The 17,344-nt window shown below is 70.7% G+C and carries 14 protein-coding genes; 9 read left to right on the forward strand and 5 right to left on the reverse strand.

Going from position 1 to position 17,344, the window contains the following annotated elements:
• Positions 1-187 precede the first annotated feature (187 nt).
• Positions 188-1,243, forward strand: a complete 1,056-nt coding sequence (locus HN013_RS21255) for a biotin/lipoate A/B protein ligase family protein (RefSeq protein ID WP_171168580.1) — start codon at positions 188-190, stop codon at positions 1,241-1,243.
• Between the two features lie 91 nt (positions 1,244-1,334).
• Here the strand turns inward: HN013_RS21255 and HN013_RS21260 are convergent, their stop codons facing one another.
• From HN013_RS21260 to HN013_RS21270, 3 genes are read right to left on the reverse strand one after another with little or no spacing between them, the layout of a single operon-like run.
• A complete protein-coding gene (locus HN013_RS21260; protein WP_171168582.1) occupies positions 1,335-2,135 on the reverse strand; it encodes an ABC transporter ATP-binding protein in 801 nt (266 codons plus the stop codon).
• A gap of 1 nt (position 2,136) precedes the next feature.
• Positions 2,137-3,192, reverse strand: coding sequence for an iron chelate uptake ABC transporter family permease subunit (locus HN013_RS21265; RefSeq protein WP_171168584.1), 1,056 nt, complete (start codon positions 3,190-3,192; stop codon positions 2,137-2,139).
• Positions 3,189-4,253 (reverse strand): iron ABC transporter permease, encoded by a 1,065-nt coding sequence (locus HN013_RS21270; RefSeq protein WP_171168586.1) that lies wholly within the window; start codon positions 4,251-4,253, stop codon positions 3,189-3,191. Before HN013_RS21270 ends, HN013_RS21265 begins: the two co-directional genes overlap by 4 nt.
• A 136-nt stretch (positions 4,254-4,389) precedes the next feature.
• On the opposite strand from HN013_RS21270, the gene HN013_RS21275 reads away from it, so the two are divergent.
• Positions 4,390-5,403, forward strand: coding sequence for an ABC transporter substrate-binding protein (locus tag HN013_RS21275; RefSeq protein WP_171168588.1), 1,014 nt, complete (start codon positions 4,390-4,392; stop codon positions 5,401-5,403).
• 576 nt (positions 5,404-5,979) lie between these two features.
• Here HN013_RS21275 and HN013_RS21280 read toward each other — a convergent pair.
• Positions 5,980-9,360, reverse strand: a complete 3,381-nt coding sequence (locus HN013_RS21280; protein WP_171168590.1) for a hypothetical protein — start codon at positions 9,358-9,360, stop codon at positions 5,980-5,982.
• A gap of 202 nt (positions 9,361-9,562) precedes the next feature.
• Here HN013_RS21280 and HN013_RS21285 point away from each other — a divergent pair, with 202 nt between their 5' ends.
• From HN013_RS21285 to HN013_RS21315, 7 genes are all read left to right on the forward strand, one after another.
• The gene (locus HN013_RS21285) at positions 9,563-9,733 is read left to right on the forward strand and encodes a hypothetical protein (RefSeq protein WP_171168592.1); all 171 of its coding nucleotides are present in this window, start codon (positions 9,563-9,565) and stop codon (positions 9,731-9,733) included.
• 596 nt (positions 9,734-10,329) lie between these two features.
• Entirely contained in the window at positions 10,330-11,925 is a 1,596-nt protein-coding gene (locus HN013_RS21290; protein WP_171168594.1) for a type I-E CRISPR-associated protein Cse1/CasA, read from the forward strand.
• Positions 11,922-12,515 carry a type I-E CRISPR-associated protein Cse2/CasB gene (casB, locus tag HN013_RS21295; RefSeq protein WP_171168596.1) on the forward strand — a complete coding sequence of 198 codons (594 nt, stop codon included), beginning with the start codon at positions 11,922-11,924 and terminating at the stop codon, positions 12,513-12,515. The genes HN013_RS21290 and casB overlap by 4 nt, the downstream gene beginning before the upstream one ends.
• Complete coding sequence (locus HN013_RS21300) at positions 12,512-13,876, forward strand: type I-E CRISPR-associated protein Cas7/Cse4/CasC (RefSeq protein ID WP_171168598.1); 1,365 nt, start codon at positions 12,512-12,514, stop codon at positions 13,874-13,876. Before casB ends, HN013_RS21300 begins: the two co-directional genes overlap by 4 nt.
• Positions 13,877-13,923: 47 nt before the next feature.
• Entirely contained in the window at positions 13,924-14,781 is an 858-nt protein-coding gene (gene cas5 / locus HN013_RS21305; protein WP_212764637.1) for a CRISPR-associated protein Cas5, read from the forward strand.
• Entirely contained in the window at positions 14,778-15,488 is a 711-nt protein-coding gene (locus HN013_RS21310) for a type I-E CRISPR-associated protein Cas6/Cse3/CasE (RefSeq protein WP_171168602.1), read from the forward strand. Before cas5 ends, HN013_RS21310 begins: the two co-directional genes overlap by 4 nt.
• 51 nt (positions 15,489-15,539) lie before the next feature.
• The gene (locus HN013_RS21315; protein WP_171168604.1) at positions 15,540-16,250 is read left to right on the forward strand and encodes a hypothetical protein; all 711 of its coding nucleotides are present in this window, start codon (positions 15,540-15,542) and stop codon (positions 16,248-16,250) included.
• A gap of 65 nt (positions 16,251-16,315) precedes the next feature.
• Here the strand turns inward: HN013_RS21315 and HN013_RS21320 are convergent, their stop codons facing one another.
• Complete coding sequence (locus HN013_RS21320) at positions 16,316-17,317, reverse strand: TIGR03842 family LLM class F420-dependent oxidoreductase (RefSeq protein ID WP_171168605.1); 1,002 nt, start codon at positions 17,315-17,317, stop codon at positions 16,316-16,318.
• Positions 17,318-17,344 lie beyond the last annotated feature (27 nt).

The raw sequence follows: 17,344 nt of genomic DNA on the forward strand, positions 1-17,344 counted from the left end.
TCGGGGGCGGGGAGGTGGCCTCGGGGAGACGGGGAGGTGAACGGGGCGGTGGCCGATGTGCGGGTGGGGCAGGTGTCACCGACCGACGCGGACCCGGCCGGACGCCAGGTCGAATGAACACCCCATTACCGTTGACGGGGCGACCGGCCGCGGGGCCGGCCCGGAGACAGCCTGTGGAGGATGCGTCGTGCACGGTGAGTACAAGGTGCCGGGCGGCAAGCTCGTCGTCGTGGACCTGGAGGTACGGGAGGGTGTCCTGCGCGACGTCCGCGTCGCCGGTGACTTCTTCCTCGAACCCGACGAGGCCCTCCTCGACATCAACCGCGCCCTGGAGGGCGCCCCCGCCGACCTCCCCGCCCCCCAGCTCGCCTCCCGCATCGACGCGGCCCTCCCCGAGGGCGCGATCCTGTTCGGCTTCACCTCCGAGGCCGTCGGCATCGCGGTCCGCCGCGCCCTGGCCCAGGCCACCGACTGGTCCGACTACGAGTGGCAGCTCATCCACGACGGCCCCCAGTCCCCCGCCCTCCACATGGCCCTCGACGAGGTCCTGACGACGGAGGTCGCCGCCGGCCGCCGCCCCCCGACCCTGCGGGTCTGGGAGTGGGCCTCCCCCGCCGTCGTCATCGGCAGTTTCCAGTCCCTCCGCAACGAGGTCGACCCGGCGGGCGCCGCCCTACACGACATCACGGTCGTACGCCGCATTTCGGGCGGCGGAGCCATGTTCATCGAGCCCGGCAACACCATCACCTACTCCCTCTGCGTCCCCGACGCCCTCGTCCAGGGCCTCTCCTTCGCCGACAGCTACGCCTACCTCGACGACTGGGTCCTCGGCGCCCTCGAGAACATGGGCGTCAAGGCCTGGTACCAGCCCCTCAACGACATCGCCACCGACTCCGGCAAGATCGCCGGCGCCGCCCAGAAGCGCGTCGTCTCCGGCGCCGGCGCCGTCCTCCACCACGTGACCATGGCCTACGACATCGACGCCGACAAAATGCTCGACGTCCTCCGCATCGGCCGTGAAAAGCTCTCCGACAAGGGCACCAAGAGCGCCAAGAAGCGCGTCGACCCCATCCGCCGCCAGACCGGCCTCCCCCGGGACGCCGTCATCGACCGGATGATCGGATCCTTCCGGGGGCGGTACGGGCTGACGGAGGGGTCGGTCACGGAGGAGGAGATGGCCCGGGCCGTCGAACTGGCGCAGACCAAGTTCAGCACCCCGGAGTGGACGGCCCGGGTGCCCTGAGCGTCACCGTGCCCCTGGGACGGGCGGCCTCGTCGTGCCGTCCCTCCGCACGGCCCCTGTCCCCCGGGCCGGCCCGGCTCCCGGCAGGCGGTCAGACCGTCTCGGTCCGGCGGCCGCCCTCCGGAATGACCAGGGGGGTACCGGCAACGGGGCAGGCGATGACCGCGGCGCGCAGGCCGAAGACCTCGTGGACCAGCTCCGGGGTGACGATCTCGGTGGGCGGGCCCGCGGCCACGATGCGTCCGTCGCGCATCGCGATGAGGTGATCCGCGTACCGACAGGCCAGGTTGAGCTCGTGCAGGACCATCACGACGGTGCGGCTCTCGGACCGGTTGAGTTCCGCGACCAGCTCCAGCACGTCGACCTGGTGGGCAAGGTCGAGATAGGTGGTCGGCTCGTCCAACAGGAGCACGGAGGTGTCCTGTGCGAGGGCCATCGCGATCCACACGCGCTGGCGCTGGCCGCCGGAGAGCTCGTCGATGGAACGATCCGCGAGTTCCGCCGAGCCGGTGGCCTCAAGGGCGTCGTCCACGGCGGTCTCGTCGGCGGAGGACCACTGACGCCACCAGCGCTGGTGCGGGGTGCGGCCGCGCGCGACCAGGTCCCGTACGGTGATGCCGTCCGGCGCGCTGGGGGTCTGCGGCAGCAGGGCGAGGCGCAGGGCGAAGTCCCGGGGCGAGAGCGAGGCGATGTCCTCGCCGTCCAGCAGGACGGTTCCGCCGGCCGGCTTCAGGAGCCGGGCCAGCGCGCGCAGGGCGGTCGACTTGCCGCAGGCGTTCGGGCCGACCAGGGCGGTGACCCGGCCCGCCGGTATCGGCAGGTCCAGGTCGTCGGCGACGATCCGCTCGCCGTAGCCCAGGCGCAGGCCGTTCCCGTGCAGTGCGGCGGTCATGTCAGCCTCCCTTTCCGGCCCGGTTGGCCCGGGCGAGGAGCAGTAGCAGGTAGGGGGCGCCCACCGCGCCGGTGAGTACGCCCACGGGCAGTTCGGTCGGGGCCAGTACGAGGCGGGCGGCCAGGTCGGCGAGGACCAGCAGCACCGCGCCGGTGAGCGCGCTGGTGACCAGCGGAATTCCCGCGGTGCCGGTCATCCGGCGGGCGATCTGCGGGGCACCGAGCGCGATGAAACCGATCGGGCCGGCAGCCGAGGTCGCCAGAGCGGTCAGGCAGGTGGCGAGCACCAACAGCGCGATCCTGGAGTACCGCAGCGGGATTCCGAGACTGCGCGCGGTGTCGTCGTCGTACTGGAGCAACTGGTACGGGCGGCCCAGGGCCAGCGTCAGGGGCATCAGGATCGCGAGGGCGATCCCGGCCCACAGGACGTGTTCGTAGTCGCGGCCGTTGAGGCTGCCGGTGAGCCAGACCATGGCGCGGGACGCCTGGTCGATGTCGGCGCGGGCGAGCATCCAGCGGGTCAGGGCCAGGAGGGCGCCGTTCGCGGCGAGGCCGACGAGGACGAAGCGGTAGCCGGTGATGGTGCCGTCGCGGTAGGCCAGCAGGTAGATCACGGCGGAGGTGAGGAGGGCGCCCACGAGCGCGCCGAACGGCACCGCGGCGAAGGTGCCGGCCCCGGCGGCGGTGACCCCGCCGATCAGGATGGAGCCGACCGCGCCGGCCCCGGCGCCCGCCGTGATGCCGATGAGGTCGGGGCTTGCGAGGGAGTTGCGGGTGACAGCCTGGTAGACCGCGCCGGCGAGGCCGAAGGCGGTCCCGACCAGCAGGGCGGTCAGCGCGCGGGGAAGCCGGAGTTGATGGATGATCAGGTCCGCGGCACCGTCTCCGGTGCCGAGGACCGCGCCGAGCACCTCGTCCACCGGGATGGCGTAGGTGCCCAGGGACACGGAGGCGATGAGTCCCGCGAAGCCCGTCACCACCAAGGCGAGCACCGCGACGGCGACCCGGGGCCGCACGACGGCCCCGAACGGGCCGAACTCCACACGCAGGGCCCTCATCGGGTGTGCTCCTTGAGCTTGCCCCGCTTGACCAGGAGGGCGAGGAACGGAGCGCCGAGCAGGGCGGTGACCACTCCGGCCTCCAGTTCCCCGGGGCGGACGGCCATCCGGCCGACGACGTCGGCGCCCAGCATCAGGGCGGCGCCGCCCAGGGCCGAACAGGGCACCAGCCAGCGGGCGTCGGGCCCGGTGAAGGCCCGTATGACGTGGGGGACGACGAGACCGACGAAGGTGACCGGACCGGCCGCGGCGACGGCCGTGCCCGCGAGCAGGATGACCGCGACGGCGCCCAGCGCGCGGGTCGTCCTGACCTTGGTGCCGAGACTGCTGGCGAGGTCGTCACCGAGGGCGAGGGCGTTGAGCCGGCCGCTGAGCCCGACGGCCAGCAGGAGTCCGGCGACGACGAAGGGCAGGAGCTGCAGGGCCAGACCGGCGTCGCGGCCCGCGAGGGAACCGACCGCCCAGAAGCGGTACTGATCCAGGGTGCGGACGTCGAGCAGGACGAGCGTGTTGGTCCCCGCGTCGAGCAGTACCGTCACCGCGGCCCCGGCCAGCGCCAGTTTGGCGGGGGTGGCCCCGCCGTAGCCGGTCCCGCCGACGGCGTAGGCGAGCAGCCCGGCGAGGGCCGCGCCGAGGAAGGCGAACCAGATGTACTGGTACGGACTGGTCAGCCCCAGCGCTCCGATGCTCACGGCCACGGCGAACGCGCCTCCGGCGCTGATGCCGATGAGGCCGGGGTCGCCGAGCGGATTGCGGGTGATGTCCTGGGCGACGGCTCCGGCCGCTCCGAGGGCCAGGCCGACGAGCAGGCCCAGGAAGGTGCGTGGCATACGCAGTTCGCGGACGACCGCGGCGTCACCGTCCGTCCCGCCGCCGATCGCGGCGAACACGTCGGAGAGCGGTACGGACTTGGTACCGATCGCGAGCGAGGCACAGACGGCGGCGGCGACCGCGGCGAGGAGGAGGGCTGCCACCGTGGTGCGCGCTGCGACACGCTGCCGGGGCGGCGGGACGGGGCGGGCCGTCGGGGCCACCCCGTCGATGACGGGCTTCAGGGGCACGCCTACAAGCTAAGGCATCCCTAACCCGGGCTATCCGGCCACCCCCTGTACAGATCCAGCCATGCATAGGCTATTCTCACACCCCCCGCATGAGGTAAGCCTTACCTAAGTTTTGTCATCCCTTTGGAGACACCCGATGAACACCTTCGCCCAGCGTCGACGGCCCGGCCGGATCGCCGCTGCCCTCCTCACGGCAGCTCTGGCCTTCTCGTTGGCTGCCTGTGGCGGCAGCGACGACGAAAAGCCCACCGATGCCTCGGGTGAAACCGCCGCGTCCGGCTCCGCCTTCCCGCGCACCATCACCCACGACAAGGGCGAGACCGAGGTCAAGACGAAGCCGAAGCGTGTGGTGGCGCTGGACAACAGCCTGGTCGAGGCCGTCGTCGCGCTGGACACCCCGCTCGTCGGCGGCATCGGTTCGTACCGCGACCAGAAGGGCTTCCCCGCCTACCTCGGTGACGCGGTGAAGGAGACCAAGGACGTCGGCCCGCTCGACAGCCCGAACCTGGAGGCGATCGCCGCCCTCAAGCCGGACCTCATCGTCTCGGCCACCGTCCGCCATGAGGACCTCTACGGCCAGCTGAGCAAGATCGCCCCGACGGTCTTCGTCAAGACCACCGGCCCGATCTGGAAGGAGAACATCACTCTCCTCGGCAAGGCGCTCGGCCAGGAGGAGAAGGCCAAGGCCAAGCTCACGGCGTACGAAACCCGCGCCAAGAAGATCGGTGACGCGATCAACGCCAAGGGCGGCGGCAAGGACGGCGGCAAGCCGACCATCTCCGTCACGCGCTTCGTCGACGGACCCACGCGCATCTACCTGACCAAGACCTTCAGCGGAACCATCCTCGCCGACATGGGCCTGACCCGGCCGGAGAACCAGCGGGACGGCGAGAAGTTCAACATCGAGATCAGCGAGGAGCAGATCCAGCAGGCGGACGCCGACCACATCTTCCTGACGACCTTCTCGGGCGGCGAGGAGCGGAAGAAGAAGTTCATGGAGAACCCGCTCTGGAAGCGTCTGAACGCGGTCCAGAAGGGCAACGTCCACGAGGTGGACGACGCGACCTGGATGACCTCCGTCTCACTCCAGGGCGCCGACCTGGTCCTCGACGACCTGGCGAAGACCTTCAAGGTCGACCCCGCCAAGTGACCCGCGTCTGAAGCGCGACCGGCCGGGGGCCGGGACGGGACGGGACGACAGCGGAGCCCGGGCGGCATTCGCACCCAGCCGATGATCACCGCACCCTGTCGCCCGGCCCTGTCGGCCTCGTCGAGCACCCCCTTCGCGAAGCCCGCGTCGGGCAGCCGGTCCTGGGGATCACTGCGCGTGGACCCGGACAGCTCAACGGCCGCGGAGACAACGGCGTCGTGGCCGGCGGCCAGCCGCTCGACGGCCGCGGTCACGACGCCGGCTCGCCGGCCTCCACTCGGACTGGGCCGCAGCATGCTCGGCCCGATGGAGGCCGCCTGCACCTGGGCCCAGGAGCACGGGGACGAACTGCTGGACGCACACGAGGGGTACGAGGCTGCGGCTGGCGGGAAGCAGGCAGGGTGAAGGTCCGGGGGGCCTCTCAGCCGGCCCCCCGCAGGGCGGGGATCACCGCTCCCGTATTCCTCGACCGCGCCGCGCCCGCTCACCAGGCCCAGCCGCCGGCCTGGCAGCGAGAGTGCGACATGTCCCCGAGCCGCCGGGCCACACCGGCTCCGTGCGGCGTCCGCCGGTCGTTCACGACGCTGTCTGCCGCACCTGCCGGTGATGGTCGAGGACGTCGAGAACCGGATGCACGGCGTCGGGTGCTCTTCGGGACAGCACCGGCAGGACCTGGTACCAGCCGCCCGTGCCGAGGACATCGCGCACGATGTCCTTCGCGGTGGCCTGGTCGCCCCCGGTAACAGGCAGGAGGTACTGGGCGAGAACGCGGAGCACGGAGACCGCCCACTCGTCGTCCGCAGTGGCGGCCACGTCCAGGTGGGCCGGGACGCCCAGCAGGTGGGCGGCCACCGCCGTCATGGCCGTGGCTCGTTGCACCGGATCCGTCAGGTAATCGACTACGCGTCGGGAGCTTTCGACGTCACCCCGCGCGGCATGCAGCAAGGCGAGCCCTGTGACGAGGACGGGCTCGGTGCCGCCGCGCGCCCGCGCCTCGTCCTCGGCGGTGAGCAGCTCGGCGTCGACCGACGTTCCGGCCGCGACGTGGAGCAAGGCGCCGGCGATATGGGCACCATAGGCACCCAGCAGGCGCGGCCGCCCGACGCCGGAGACGATGGCCTCCGGGGCGAGGCCCACCTCGACGGCCAAAGCCACTCGCCGTCGGTAGCCCCGTTCCCAGCCGCTCGTCCTCCTGCTCGTGTCCGATGCGGCCCACTGTTGCGCCCGTTCGGCCGATCCCGCGTGAGCGAAGGCTTGCGCCACCAGTCCCCGTACGCGGACGGCCTCCTCGTTCACGACGCCGATCCCTCGTGCTACGGACTCCGCCTCCTCCGCACACCGCGACGCCTCGTCGAGCCGCCCCACGTCGGCGTGCGCGAGGGCGGCGCTGGTGAGGATCCGGACGCGCACGGCGGAGTCCGGTTCCCCGGCCGCCAGGGCGTGGACCTCCGCCGCACCCTGCTCACCGTCGAGAACCAGCGCCTCGGAGAGGAACGCAAGCCAGGTGATGGCCTGTTCACCGCCTTCCCTCCGCGACGACTTGAAGAGCCGGGCCAGACAGTCCCGCGCTTCGGGGCCCGCACCGCGATCGGCGTGATGTCTGATCTCCGCCAGCAGCCGGTCCGTCTCGTTCGCTTCGTCGGGGTGCCCGCCGAGCACGATCCGCGCCCTGGTGGTGATCTCCGCAGGTGCCTCGTCGAGGAGTCGGCGCGCCCGGTCCGGCGAACCGTCGACGTCGAGCAGACTCCGCACCACTCTCGGCAGCGTCTCGCCCGTACGGTCGTCCACCGGGCCTGCCAGGAGCGCCCGCATCCTGTCATGTGCAACGTCCGCGAGCGCCCGCGCGTCCTCCGGCCGGACCCCCGCGAGCGCCGAAGCAGCCAGCGCAGCGCAGTCGACAGCCGTCGGCCCGACGGCCTCCACGGACGCCGTAAGGGCGAACTCCGTCATCCGACGGTGCAGCAGCTCGGCCCTTGCGGGGTCGGCGGTGGCCACAGCGATCCACATCTCCACGGCGACGCCCTGTTGTTCCTCCGCCGCGAACGCCAGATAGTCGGCCTCATCAGTCAACTCGTCGAGCAGTTCGGCGGCACGGTCAGGGTGGGAGCCGAGCAATCTGGACGCCGCTTCCGCCGCTGCCGGGAAGTGGCTCGGGTGGCAGACGTCGACGGTGTCCAGCAGCCGGACCGCCTCGTCCGGCCTCCCCACAGCCGCAAGCAGGGCGCCCGCCCGCGAGACGATCCCCTCGGCGTCGAGTTCCTCGGCCGGCGCCCGCAACGCGTTCTGGTAGCGGGCCCTACCGGCCCAACTCGCGGCCTCACAAGCGAGTTCGGCCGCCGCCTTCTCATCCCGGCCGAGCGATTCCTGTGCCACGGCCATCAGCCGCACCGCCTTCGAGGCGGGGTCCTTCGGGGTGAGGGCGAGCGACCTCGCCCGTGCCGTGTCCCCGACCAGCGCCAGGGCGTGCAAGACGGCACGCGGTGCTGCCCGGTCTTCACGCTCCAGGAAATACCGCGAGGCGGCCACCTGGGCCAGCACCTCGGGCGTCGGCTTCAAACGCGCCACTTCGTCGAGCGAGGCCAAGGCGAGATCGGCTCGGTAGAGGTTGGCGAGACGCAACTGGCGGCGGTGATCCAGGGCGAAGGTGAGGTATCGGGGGATGTCACCGGTGGTGCGGAGCAGTTCCTGGTAACCGTTGAGCAGGTAGAGGGGAGTGTCCGGAGGCCACTCCTTCATGCGGTAGCTGTCGGCCCAGTCGTGCAGCCGTTGGGTCAGAGAGTCGAGCCTGCGGTTGCCCAGCTCCCGCACAGCCGTGCTGTACAACTCCTCATGCGCGAGGACATAGGTGTCCGGGTCCAGATCCTCGTTCGTCAGCCCCCGCCCCGCCACGTTGCGCAGCATGCGCTTCAGGTCGAAGGGGTCCGGTGCCGGCACGTGCCCACCGCACTCGAGCAGTTCGGCCAGGTCGCCATAGCCGAGACCGCCACGGGCCAGGACGAGGAACCCGACGACCTCCTTGCCGACAGGTTGTGTCAACAACGCGGTCAGATCCTGGAGCGCCGCTTCCCGCAGACGCTGCGCGGCAGGCGACGGGCGGAAATTGGGAATGACGTCGGCCTCGCGCAGCGGGTGGTCGTCGTCCACATCGGCCGGTACGGGAGGATGCCACCTCCTGCTGACCAGTACCCGCAAGCCCGGCGGCAGCACCTTCGGCAGGAGGGAGGCGATGCTCTGACGGCCGAGGCCGGCACCGGCGTCCTCGTCGAGGCCATCGACCACCAGGAGGACGCTGCGACCATGGGACAGGCTTCTCTGAGCGGCCTTCTCGTACAGCGCGAAAAGAACTGCTTTGTCGGCCACTCGCGGTCGCTTGCCACCGATCATTTCGCCGAGTTGAGCCACCATCGTGTCGAGGAAGTCCTGCGCGGTGTCCGCTCTGGACGGGTGACGGACGAAGTAGCTCACCACATCCACGTCTTTGGGCACGTGAGCGGTCACGAAGGCGGCCAGCAGCGCGGTCTTGCCGGCCCAAGGCGGCGCGATCAGCGCCGAATAGCCCGGTCCGGTACGGGATCGCTCGGCCAGTTCGTCGAGTTCCCGCCGCCGATCGGAGAGGTTTCGCGCCAGATATGCCGGAGCGCTGTGAACGATTCGGGACAGAGCCGGAGTAGCGGCCTCTGATTGCGGCTGGCGCGTGCCCTGCCTTCGATCAGCCTCGTCCTGAGCCCGCTTGACAGCCCTCTCCCACACCCCTGGGGGCAGCCGCGGTTCGGAACTCAGGCTTTCCAGGTACCTAACGATCTTCAAGAACGCCAGGACGCGTTCACCATCAGGTGCCTGATCACCGTTCATCCACGCGCCAACAGTCTGCAGGGAAACCCCGGCCTTGCCGGCCAGCATTCGGTACGTGACAAATCGGTGAACGGCACGGACCCGCCGATAGAGACCTTTCAGCATCCTCCCGAGGTTTCGGGTTGCGTCCCTGTCCTCCATACATCCCCTCCCTGGAACTCCCTGGAATCTTTGTCTGGCCCTCTGACCAGCGAAGAAGCTAGCCGCCTGGCCACTCCCGCATCGCTGGAACCCCCCGGATGGACCAGTGTCATCTCCACCGCCGACAACAAGCCCTGCCGGACGGTTCATCGAGGAGGAAACCACCATGCCCGCCCTGTTGACCGACGCCACCGCACTGGCCGCCGCCACGGGCCTCACCTACACCGCGACCTTGCTGACCGTCGCGCTCGTCTCGGTCGTCTCCCGCAACCCCGACCGCCGCCGCGACGCCCGGGCCACGCTCACGATCCTGGTGCGGCGGCGGCCGTCGCGGTGACCCAAGGGCCGGGCAGGCACTCAACTCGGATGCTTCCGTGGTGACTTGTGGCCAGAACACGCCCCTCACGGACCAGCCCTATGAGACAGTGCTCCCCACGGCTGGTCAGCGTTCCTCCCGCAGCCTTGTGCCCTGGACAGCCGGTGCAGGGCACGCGGCGCAGGAGGAACGCGAGCTATGGACGAAGAGCTGTGGAACCGGCTGAGGACGCGCGGTACTAACGCAAGGAGGTGGTTATGGGGACACCGAGGTGACGTGGCACGGCTGTTGATCGAGTCCGCCGCCTCGGCAGCGGCATCGCACATCCTGACTCTCCTTTAGGGAGGTCGCTCCCGACACCGCAATTGTCGGGAGCGACCGCCTGATGCCACACCCAACAGCCCTGCGTCCGGTTGCGGAGGCACAACGCTGAGGGCATGGCAGCCTTCGGGCCGGCTCTTGGACAATACCCGACGCCAGCGGCCCGGAACCGGTACTCCCTGCGCTGTCAGGGGTGCACCGTCGGAAGCATCTGCTGCGCCACTCCCCGCGATGCCGGGGACGAGCACCCGCGAAGTGCGGCACCACACAGCTCGCGAGACACCGAGGTCACACGCATGCACCTGGCCGGCTTACCCCCGAGACCCGGTGGCGGCGCCGTCCGCCCCCACTGGGACCCCCGCAAGCACGCCTGCGTCCGCGCTCTGTCGCTCGACGGCGGAGTCACCGGGCAGAACCTCGTGGAGCTGCTCGCGAACGCCGAGGAGCTGAAGGACGTAGGAGGGCTCACACCCGGGGAGAAGGTCGCTCTCATCGAGTACCTTCTCGCCATCTGCTATGCGTCGCGCACCTACCCGTCCTCGGACGACGAGTGGACGCAGTGGGTCCTCGGGAAGCACTCGCTCGAGAAGGCCGCGTCGTGGCTCGCGCAACAACCGGACGACGGCTGGGATCTCTTCAGCCCCACCCGCCCCCTCGGGCAGAACATCCTCCTGGGCGAATTCCTGGAGAAGCACGGGACGGGACCGGCCCAGCTCGTCATCGAACGCGTCGGTGACTACAACCAGTTCGCCGACCACCATCACCTCGAACACCCCGACCCACTCCCCGCGGCCGACGCCTTCCGGGCCATGCTGACCCAGCATGTGTTCGGCCTCTCCGGCCGTGCCCGGATCTCCGGCAAGGCGACGCTGGGGCCGGCCATCACCAACCTGGCGACCGGGCGGCTCGCCGGCCGGATCCGGGTTCTGGCGCTGGGGCCGACGCTCGGCGACACCCTGCGCCTCAACCTCACCCCGACCACCGACGAACCGGGGGTCCTCAACCTCACCTGGACCGAAGGCCCCGTCGAGCGGCGGGGTTTCGCCGCCAAGCCGCAGGGCCGTGCGGTCACGGGGCTCGCGGATATGCACAGTTACCTGGGGCGGTCCATCCTCGTCAGACCGGTTCCCGGCCGCGACGGTGAGGCGGCGGCCGTGGACCGGGTCCTCATCGGCGCCGGTGAGCTGCTGGCGCTCGATCCGGAGTTGCACCTCCAGGACGCCGTCATGTCGGTCACACGCGCGGGCGAGAAGAAGCCCCTCTGGCCGTCCGCCACCCGCGACCTGTGGCGTGAGGCCCATGCCCTCTACGCCGCGGTCGAGGAGAAGGCCGGCGGGCTGTACACGCGACTGGGAAGGCTGCCCAGGGCCAAGGAGCCCGAGCGTCACTCCATCGACCTGCTGGCCGTCGGTCTCGTCTCCAACAAGACCACGCCCATCAGCTGGGTCAGCAGCGTCTTCCCCTTCGCTCCCGGTCTCGCACCGGTCCTTTACCAGGCGTCGTCGCGCGGCTCCCAGGTGGCGGAGCACATCGCCCGCAGCCTCGACAAGGCGGCGTACGCGGCCTGGGAGATCGCCTACCCGAACCCCAAACCGGCCGACAAGAAAGCCCAGCTGGCCCGCTTCGACGCCCGCGGCGAGCAGTGGAAGGCGACGGAAGAGCCCTTCCACACCATGCTCCTGGACGTCGCCGACGGGTACCTGGTGACCGAGTGCATGGACGAGTACGTGGAACGGCTCGTCCCGATGGCCCGCGACGCCCTGGAGAAGCGCCTCGACTCGCTGCCCCGGAACGCCCAGGGTCTGCGGGCCCGCGCAGCGGCCCTGCAGCGCTTCGACACCGAGGTCAGAGGGCCTCAGGCGCCGGACGACCTCAAGAGAGGGGAAGCATGAGCAGCGCGACCGAGCCAGGAGCCGTGGCGACGGGCAACGACCAGACGGGCGACGACCAGACGGGCAGCGCCCGGCTCGCGGCCTGGCTCACCTCTCTCGTGCGCAACCGGGACTACGGTCAACTCGCCCAGCTCCGGCGTACCGGAGGGCAGACCAACGCGCACATCATCGCCGGCTGGTACGTGCCGGAATCCGCGAGGGAGACAGGCGGCAGGGAGGTCTACGAGCAGGTCGCCTTCCTGTTCGCGGTGTACCACCGGGGTGTGAGCAGGCCCGTGTCCGGACACGGCAGCCTCGGGACGGCAGCACGCCGCATCGGCAGCCCCATGGGGCGCGGCCCTCAAGACCCAGGCGCCTCACGACTGCTCGACCGCGTCGTGACCAGCCGTCGCGTCCCCTGGCGGCACCTCCAGCACGCGATCACCCGATTGCGTGCCTGCGAACAGGTGCCGCCGTCCTGGACCCAACTCGTCGACGACCTCATGCTCTGGCACGACCGGAAGGCCCGCATCGCCTACCAGTGGGCGGTCGACTTCCACGCACCGTACGACACCGGCAGGAAAACCACTCAGAAGGGCAGCAGTTCGTGACCGATGTCCCCGCGCCCGTCCCCGCATCGCGCGGTCAGTTCCTCTCGCTCCACCTGCTGGAGACGCTCGTCGCCGTACTGCCCGTGCGCGACGAGAACAATTCGCCCAAATCCATCGTTTATGGTGGCGTCGAACGCCACATGATCACCAGCCAGGCCCGCCGCCGCGCCGAACGCGTCCACGCCCGCAACCGGGCCAACGCCGGAGTCGGCCCGCTCGCCGGGCGGACCACCGGTCTGCGGACCCGGGAGTGGGCGCTGCTCACGGCGCGGGTGCTGGAGTCCGCCCACGGCTGGGAGCGGGACGAGGCGATCGCGATGGCCCGGGCCGTACTGGAGGCCACAGGGCTGAAGTTCGGCGATCCGTCGAAGAAGACCGTCGCCAACCTCACCAAGGTGCTGCTGTTCGCACCCGCCGACACCGGGGAGCGGATCGCCGCGCACATCGCCGCCGGGACCGATGGGCTGCTCAGGTGGCGGGACGAGTACCTCGCCGCGCAGGCCACCGCGGCGAAGCCCAAGCGGGGAACACGCAAGGCGGCGGCCGAGGAGCCGGAGAACGGGGACGGCGAGGCGGCCGCGGCCAAGAACCTGCCCCCACTGCCCCGGGAGACACGCGCCGCGGTGCTCACCGCGCTCGCCCCCCGCGACGCCATCGACATCGCCCTGTACGGCCGGTTCCTCGCCGAGATCGCCGACTCCCCCAACGTGGACGGCGCCGTGCAGAGCGCGCACTCGTTCACCATCCACGAGGCCGAGCAGGTGGACGACTTCTACGCCGCCGCCGACGACGCCAAGCTGGAGCGGAAGAAGAACGCGCTGGACTTCCTGGACGCGGCGGACGACGCGGGCGCCGGCATGACCGGGTACCAGTCGCTCATCTCGGGCACGTTCTACCGGCATGCCGTGCTCGACCGGCGCCAGCTGGAGGTCAACCTCCGGGCCGCGGGCATGTCCGAGCAGGAAGCGGTGGAGGCGGTCGCCGCCGCCGAGGAGGAGTTCGTGACCGCCTTCGTGGAGGCGTTCCCCGAAGCGAAGAAGAACTCCACCGCCTCCACCGGCTCGTTGCCCGCCCTGGTGCTGGCCTTCGAGGGCGACCGCCCGTACAACTACGCCGCCGCCTTCCAGAAGCCCGTCGACGAGAACCCGGAGGACAAGGGCGGCGATGGACCGGCCGGGCTCGCCGGGGTGAAGCGGCTGCTCAGCCACCACGCGTACGTGGACAAGCGCCGTCCGGACATCCGTACGTCCCGCCTGCTCACATACGACCCGCAGGTCGACACGCTCCTCGACGAGGTCCTCGGCGAGCTCGACACGCTGGACGCGGGCCGGGTGCTCACCGTCAAAGGGCTGATCTCGTGACGCACGTCCTGCTCATCCGGCTCGCCGGGCCTCTGCAGTCGTGGGGCATGGCCTCCCGCTTCGCCGCGCGCCGCGACTCGCACAGCCGGCCCTCCAAGTCGGCTGTGATCGGGATGTGCGCCGCTGCTCTGGGACTTCCGAGGTCCATGGGACTGGAGGAGCCCGAGCAGCCGACGGGGGCGGAGGAGCCCAGGAAGCTCACCCTCTTCGGGGAACTGGCCCGAGCCGATTTCGCGGTGCGTGCCGACCACCCCGGCATCCCCGTCCGGGACTACCACACCGTCGGCGCGGGTACCTATCCGCTCCGGCCACGCGACCTCATCACCGATCACCGGCGGGCCGCCGCTGTCTCGGCGAGCCTCGACGCGGCCACCGGCGACCGGTTCGGCCACCACACGCTCACCGACTGGTACGGAGCGCCCAAGAAGATCGCCGCGGATCCGCACTCCGGCGTGCTGGTCTCCGGGGAGCTGACCCGCTCCGCCCTCATCACCGAGCGGTGGTACCTCGCGGACGCGACGTTTCTCGTGGGGCTCCAGCATGAAAGCGCGGACATTCTGGACACCGTGCGGCAGGCGCTGGAACACCCGCGACGTCTGCTGTGGCTGGGGCGTAAATCCTGTCCCCCCTGCGGAACCCTGGGCCTCGGGGTCGTCCCGGGCGACCTGGACACGGCGTTCCGCACCCACCGGCGCCTGCCGGGCCCCGACGACACCACCGACCCGGCACGCCGCAGGCCCTGGGCGTGGTTCCAGGTCCCGCCCTCCGAACGCGGCGCCACACCCGTCCAGGACCAGCCGGTGAGCTTCGACGCGCTGCGGCCCGAGCACACCACCCGCTGGGAGGTCCGTCGGCGCATCACGATCGACCCGGACGCCGCCGAGTGGAAAGACATCATCCCGTGAACGATCCCGCGCAGACCCGTACCGCGACCGCCCGGTTCGTCGCCACCCACTCCGTGCTGACCCTGGACGCGCGGCATCCCTATGTCGCCAAGTCGCTCGTCGACGCCCAGGACATGCACCGCACGGTGATGAGCGGCTTCAAGGGGTGGGTCGACGACGGCAGTCGGGACCCCCGTGCCCAGATGGGCATTCTCTCCACCTGGACCGTCGACTTGAAGAACGCCGCCCTCGTGCTGGTCGTGCAGTCCAGGGTCCCGGGCGACTGGAGCCACCTGCCCAAGGCGGCGCTGCGGGACGAGCCGCACCTCCTTACCGTCGACCGCACGTTCCGCACGGGGGACAGCGTCGGATTCCGGACGGTCGTGAACCCCACCTACGTGAAGCCGCAGTCAGGACCGGACGGCCGGATGCGGCGGGGCAAGCGGGTGGCTCACACCACGCCCGCCGGAGTCCGGAAGTGGGTCGTACGCCACCTGGGCGGCGGCCCGGAGCCCAGTCGGGCCGGTGTCACCACGGACTCCGAGACCGTGGCGGTGCGGATGCTGCCCGCGGTCTCGAGCCCGGCCCCGCACAAGGGTCTGAAGATCGCCCGCGCCGAGTTGCGCGGCTCCCTCACCGTCGTCGACCCTGCGGCGTTCGTCACCGCGCTCTCGGACGGCATCGGCCATGCCCGGGCGTACAGCTGCGGGCTGGTGCTGACGCGCTGACCTCATGCGGCGCCCGGGCTGCCCTGGCAGCCCACCCGCTACCTTCCTCACATGGAACGGGCCATCATCCTGAGCAGCCTCGCCGCGAGTGGAACTGACACCACCCCGCAGCGAGTCACCGAACGTGCCGCCGAACTAGGCATACCGGCCGCCGATCTTCTCGTGGTCGCAGGCCACCCGGTACCGGCGGAACTCCTTCCCCCGAAGCGCGACGCCGAGGTCATGAGGCAGTTCGCATACCGCGTCAGTTACTGCGACCACTCGCGGCTCGCCGCACTGGAGGCTTTCGTCCGCTCGCTGCCCCGCGTCGCCGCTCCGGAACCCTTCGTGCAGCCGGTGTGGCCGGGCCGCCGTCCCGCCGAGACCAGGTTGGCCGCCGTGCTCGGTGCACTGATCCGCAATCGCGGCTTCGGCATCCGCGAACTGCCGTTCATGGGACTGTCCCTCAGCACACTGCACGGAATGGTGTGGCGCTGGGACGCGAGTCCGCACCGCAAGCAGCAGCTGTCTGCCGTAGCAGGCCCACTGGGCTGGACCCTGCCCGATCTCTTCGCGGTCGCCGATGAGCCGTACTCGGCGGAACTCCGCCCGCTGCTGCACTGCCACCACGTCGGACGGGTCTTCGCGACGGCCGTCCCCTTGACCACCGCTCAGCTGATCGAGACCGCGGAGGAAGCGGATCGGCTGAGCGTGCGTGAGGACCACGGCGTATGGCAGCCCGTCTCGCAGGGCTTTGCCGAGGAGTGCCCGGACTTCCCCTGACGGCATGGGCTGCCTTGGTGCCTTCCGGCATGGTCGGGCGCCCTCGCAGACCGCCCAGGCCCCTCTCACCCCCCAAACGCCGGAATCACCCGCTCCCCGTACGCGTCGATCGTCGCCTCCCGCGCGTCGTGCATCGCATACACCGCGAACTGGTCCACCCCCAACCCCCGCAGCTCCTCCAGCCGTTCCATATGCGCCTCAACAGGGCCCAGCAGGCAGAAGCGGTCCACGATCTCGTCGGGAACAAAATCAGTCGACGGATTGCCCGCCCGCCCGTGATGGCTGTAGTCGTACCCTTCCCGCCGCTCGACGTACGAGGTCAGAGCCTCGGGCACCAGCCCCGAATGAGCCCCGTAGCGGGTGACGAGGTCGGCGACGTGGTTGCCGACCATGCCGCCGAACCAGCGGCACTGGTCGCGGGCGTGGGTGAGGTCGTCGCCGATGTAGGCGGGGGCGGCGACGCAGATGGTGAGGGTGGAGGGGTCGCGACCGGCCTGTTCGGCGGCTTCACGTACCGCCTTGATCATCCATTCGGTGAGGAAGGGGTCGGCGAGCTGGAGGATGAAGCCGTCGGCTTCGCGGCCGGCGAGGGCGAGGGCCTTGGGGCCGTAGGCGGCCATCCAGACGGGGAGGTGGCCGTCGCGGACCCAGGGCAGGCGCAACGGGGTGCCGCCGACGTCGGTCTCGCGGCCTTCGGCGAGGTCGCGGATGATGCGCATGGATTCGCTGAGGGCGGCCAGGGTGTTGGGGGGGCGGCCGGCCACGCGCATGGCCGAGTCGCCGCGGCCGATGCCGCAGACGGTGCGGTTGCCGAACATGTCGTTGAGGGTGGCGAAGGTGGAGGCGGTGACCTCGGGGGTGCGGGTGGAGGGGTTGGTGACCATCGGCCCCACGACGAGCCGTTCGGTGTGCTCCAGGATGCGGCTGTGGATGACGAAGGGCTCCTGCCACAGGACGGCGGAGTCGAACGTCCAGCCGTAGCGGAAGCCGCACCGCTCGGCGCGGCGCATCAGTTCCACGACAGCGCCGGCGGGCGGGTCGGTTTGCAGGACGAGGCCGAAGTCCAAGGCACATGCTCCTTACGGGTCAGGGGC

The sequence above is a fragment of the Streptomyces sp. I05A-00742 genome, assembly GCF_013055795.1.
In the GTDB taxonomy this organism is placed as follows: Bacteria; Actinomycetota; Actinomycetes; order Streptomycetales; family Streptomycetaceae; genus Streptomyces.

Excerpts from the sequence above, each read along its gene's own strand:
- HN013_RS21280 (WP_171168590.1), bottom strand. The coding sequence starts at position 9,360 with ATGCTGAAAGGTCTCTATCGGCGGGTCCGTGCCGTTCACCGATTTGTC.
- HN013_RS21265 (WP_171168584.1), bottom strand. The coding sequence starts at position 3,192 with ATGAGGGCCCTGCGTGTGGAGTTCGGCCCGTTCGGGGCCGTCGTGCGG.
- casB (WP_171168596.1), top strand. The coding sequence starts at position 11,922 with ATGAGCAGCGCGACCGAGCCAGGAGCCGTGGCGACGGGCAACGACCAG.
- HN013_RS21285 (WP_171168592.1), top strand. The coding sequence starts at position 9,563 with ATGCCCGCCCTGTTGACCGACGCCACCGCACTGGCCGCCGCCACGGGC.
- HN013_RS21260 (WP_171168582.1), bottom strand. The coding sequence starts at position 2,135 with ATGACCGCCGCACTGCACGGGAACGGCCTGCGCCTGGGCTACGGCGAG.
- cas5 (WP_212764637.1), top strand. The coding sequence starts at position 13,924 with ATGGCCTCCCGCTTCGCCGCGCGCCGCGACTCGCACAGCCGGCCCTCC.
- HN013_RS21290 (WP_171168594.1), top strand. The coding sequence starts at position 10,330 with ATGCACCTGGCCGGCTTACCCCCGAGACCCGGTGGCGGCGCCGTCCGC.
- HN013_RS21275 (WP_171168588.1), top strand. The coding sequence starts at position 4,390 with ATGAACACCTTCGCCCAGCGTCGACGGCCCGGCCGGATCGCCGCTGCC.
- HN013_RS21315 (WP_171168604.1), top strand. The coding sequence starts at position 15,540 with ATGGAACGGGCCATCATCCTGAGCAGCCTCGCCGCGAGTGGAACTGAC.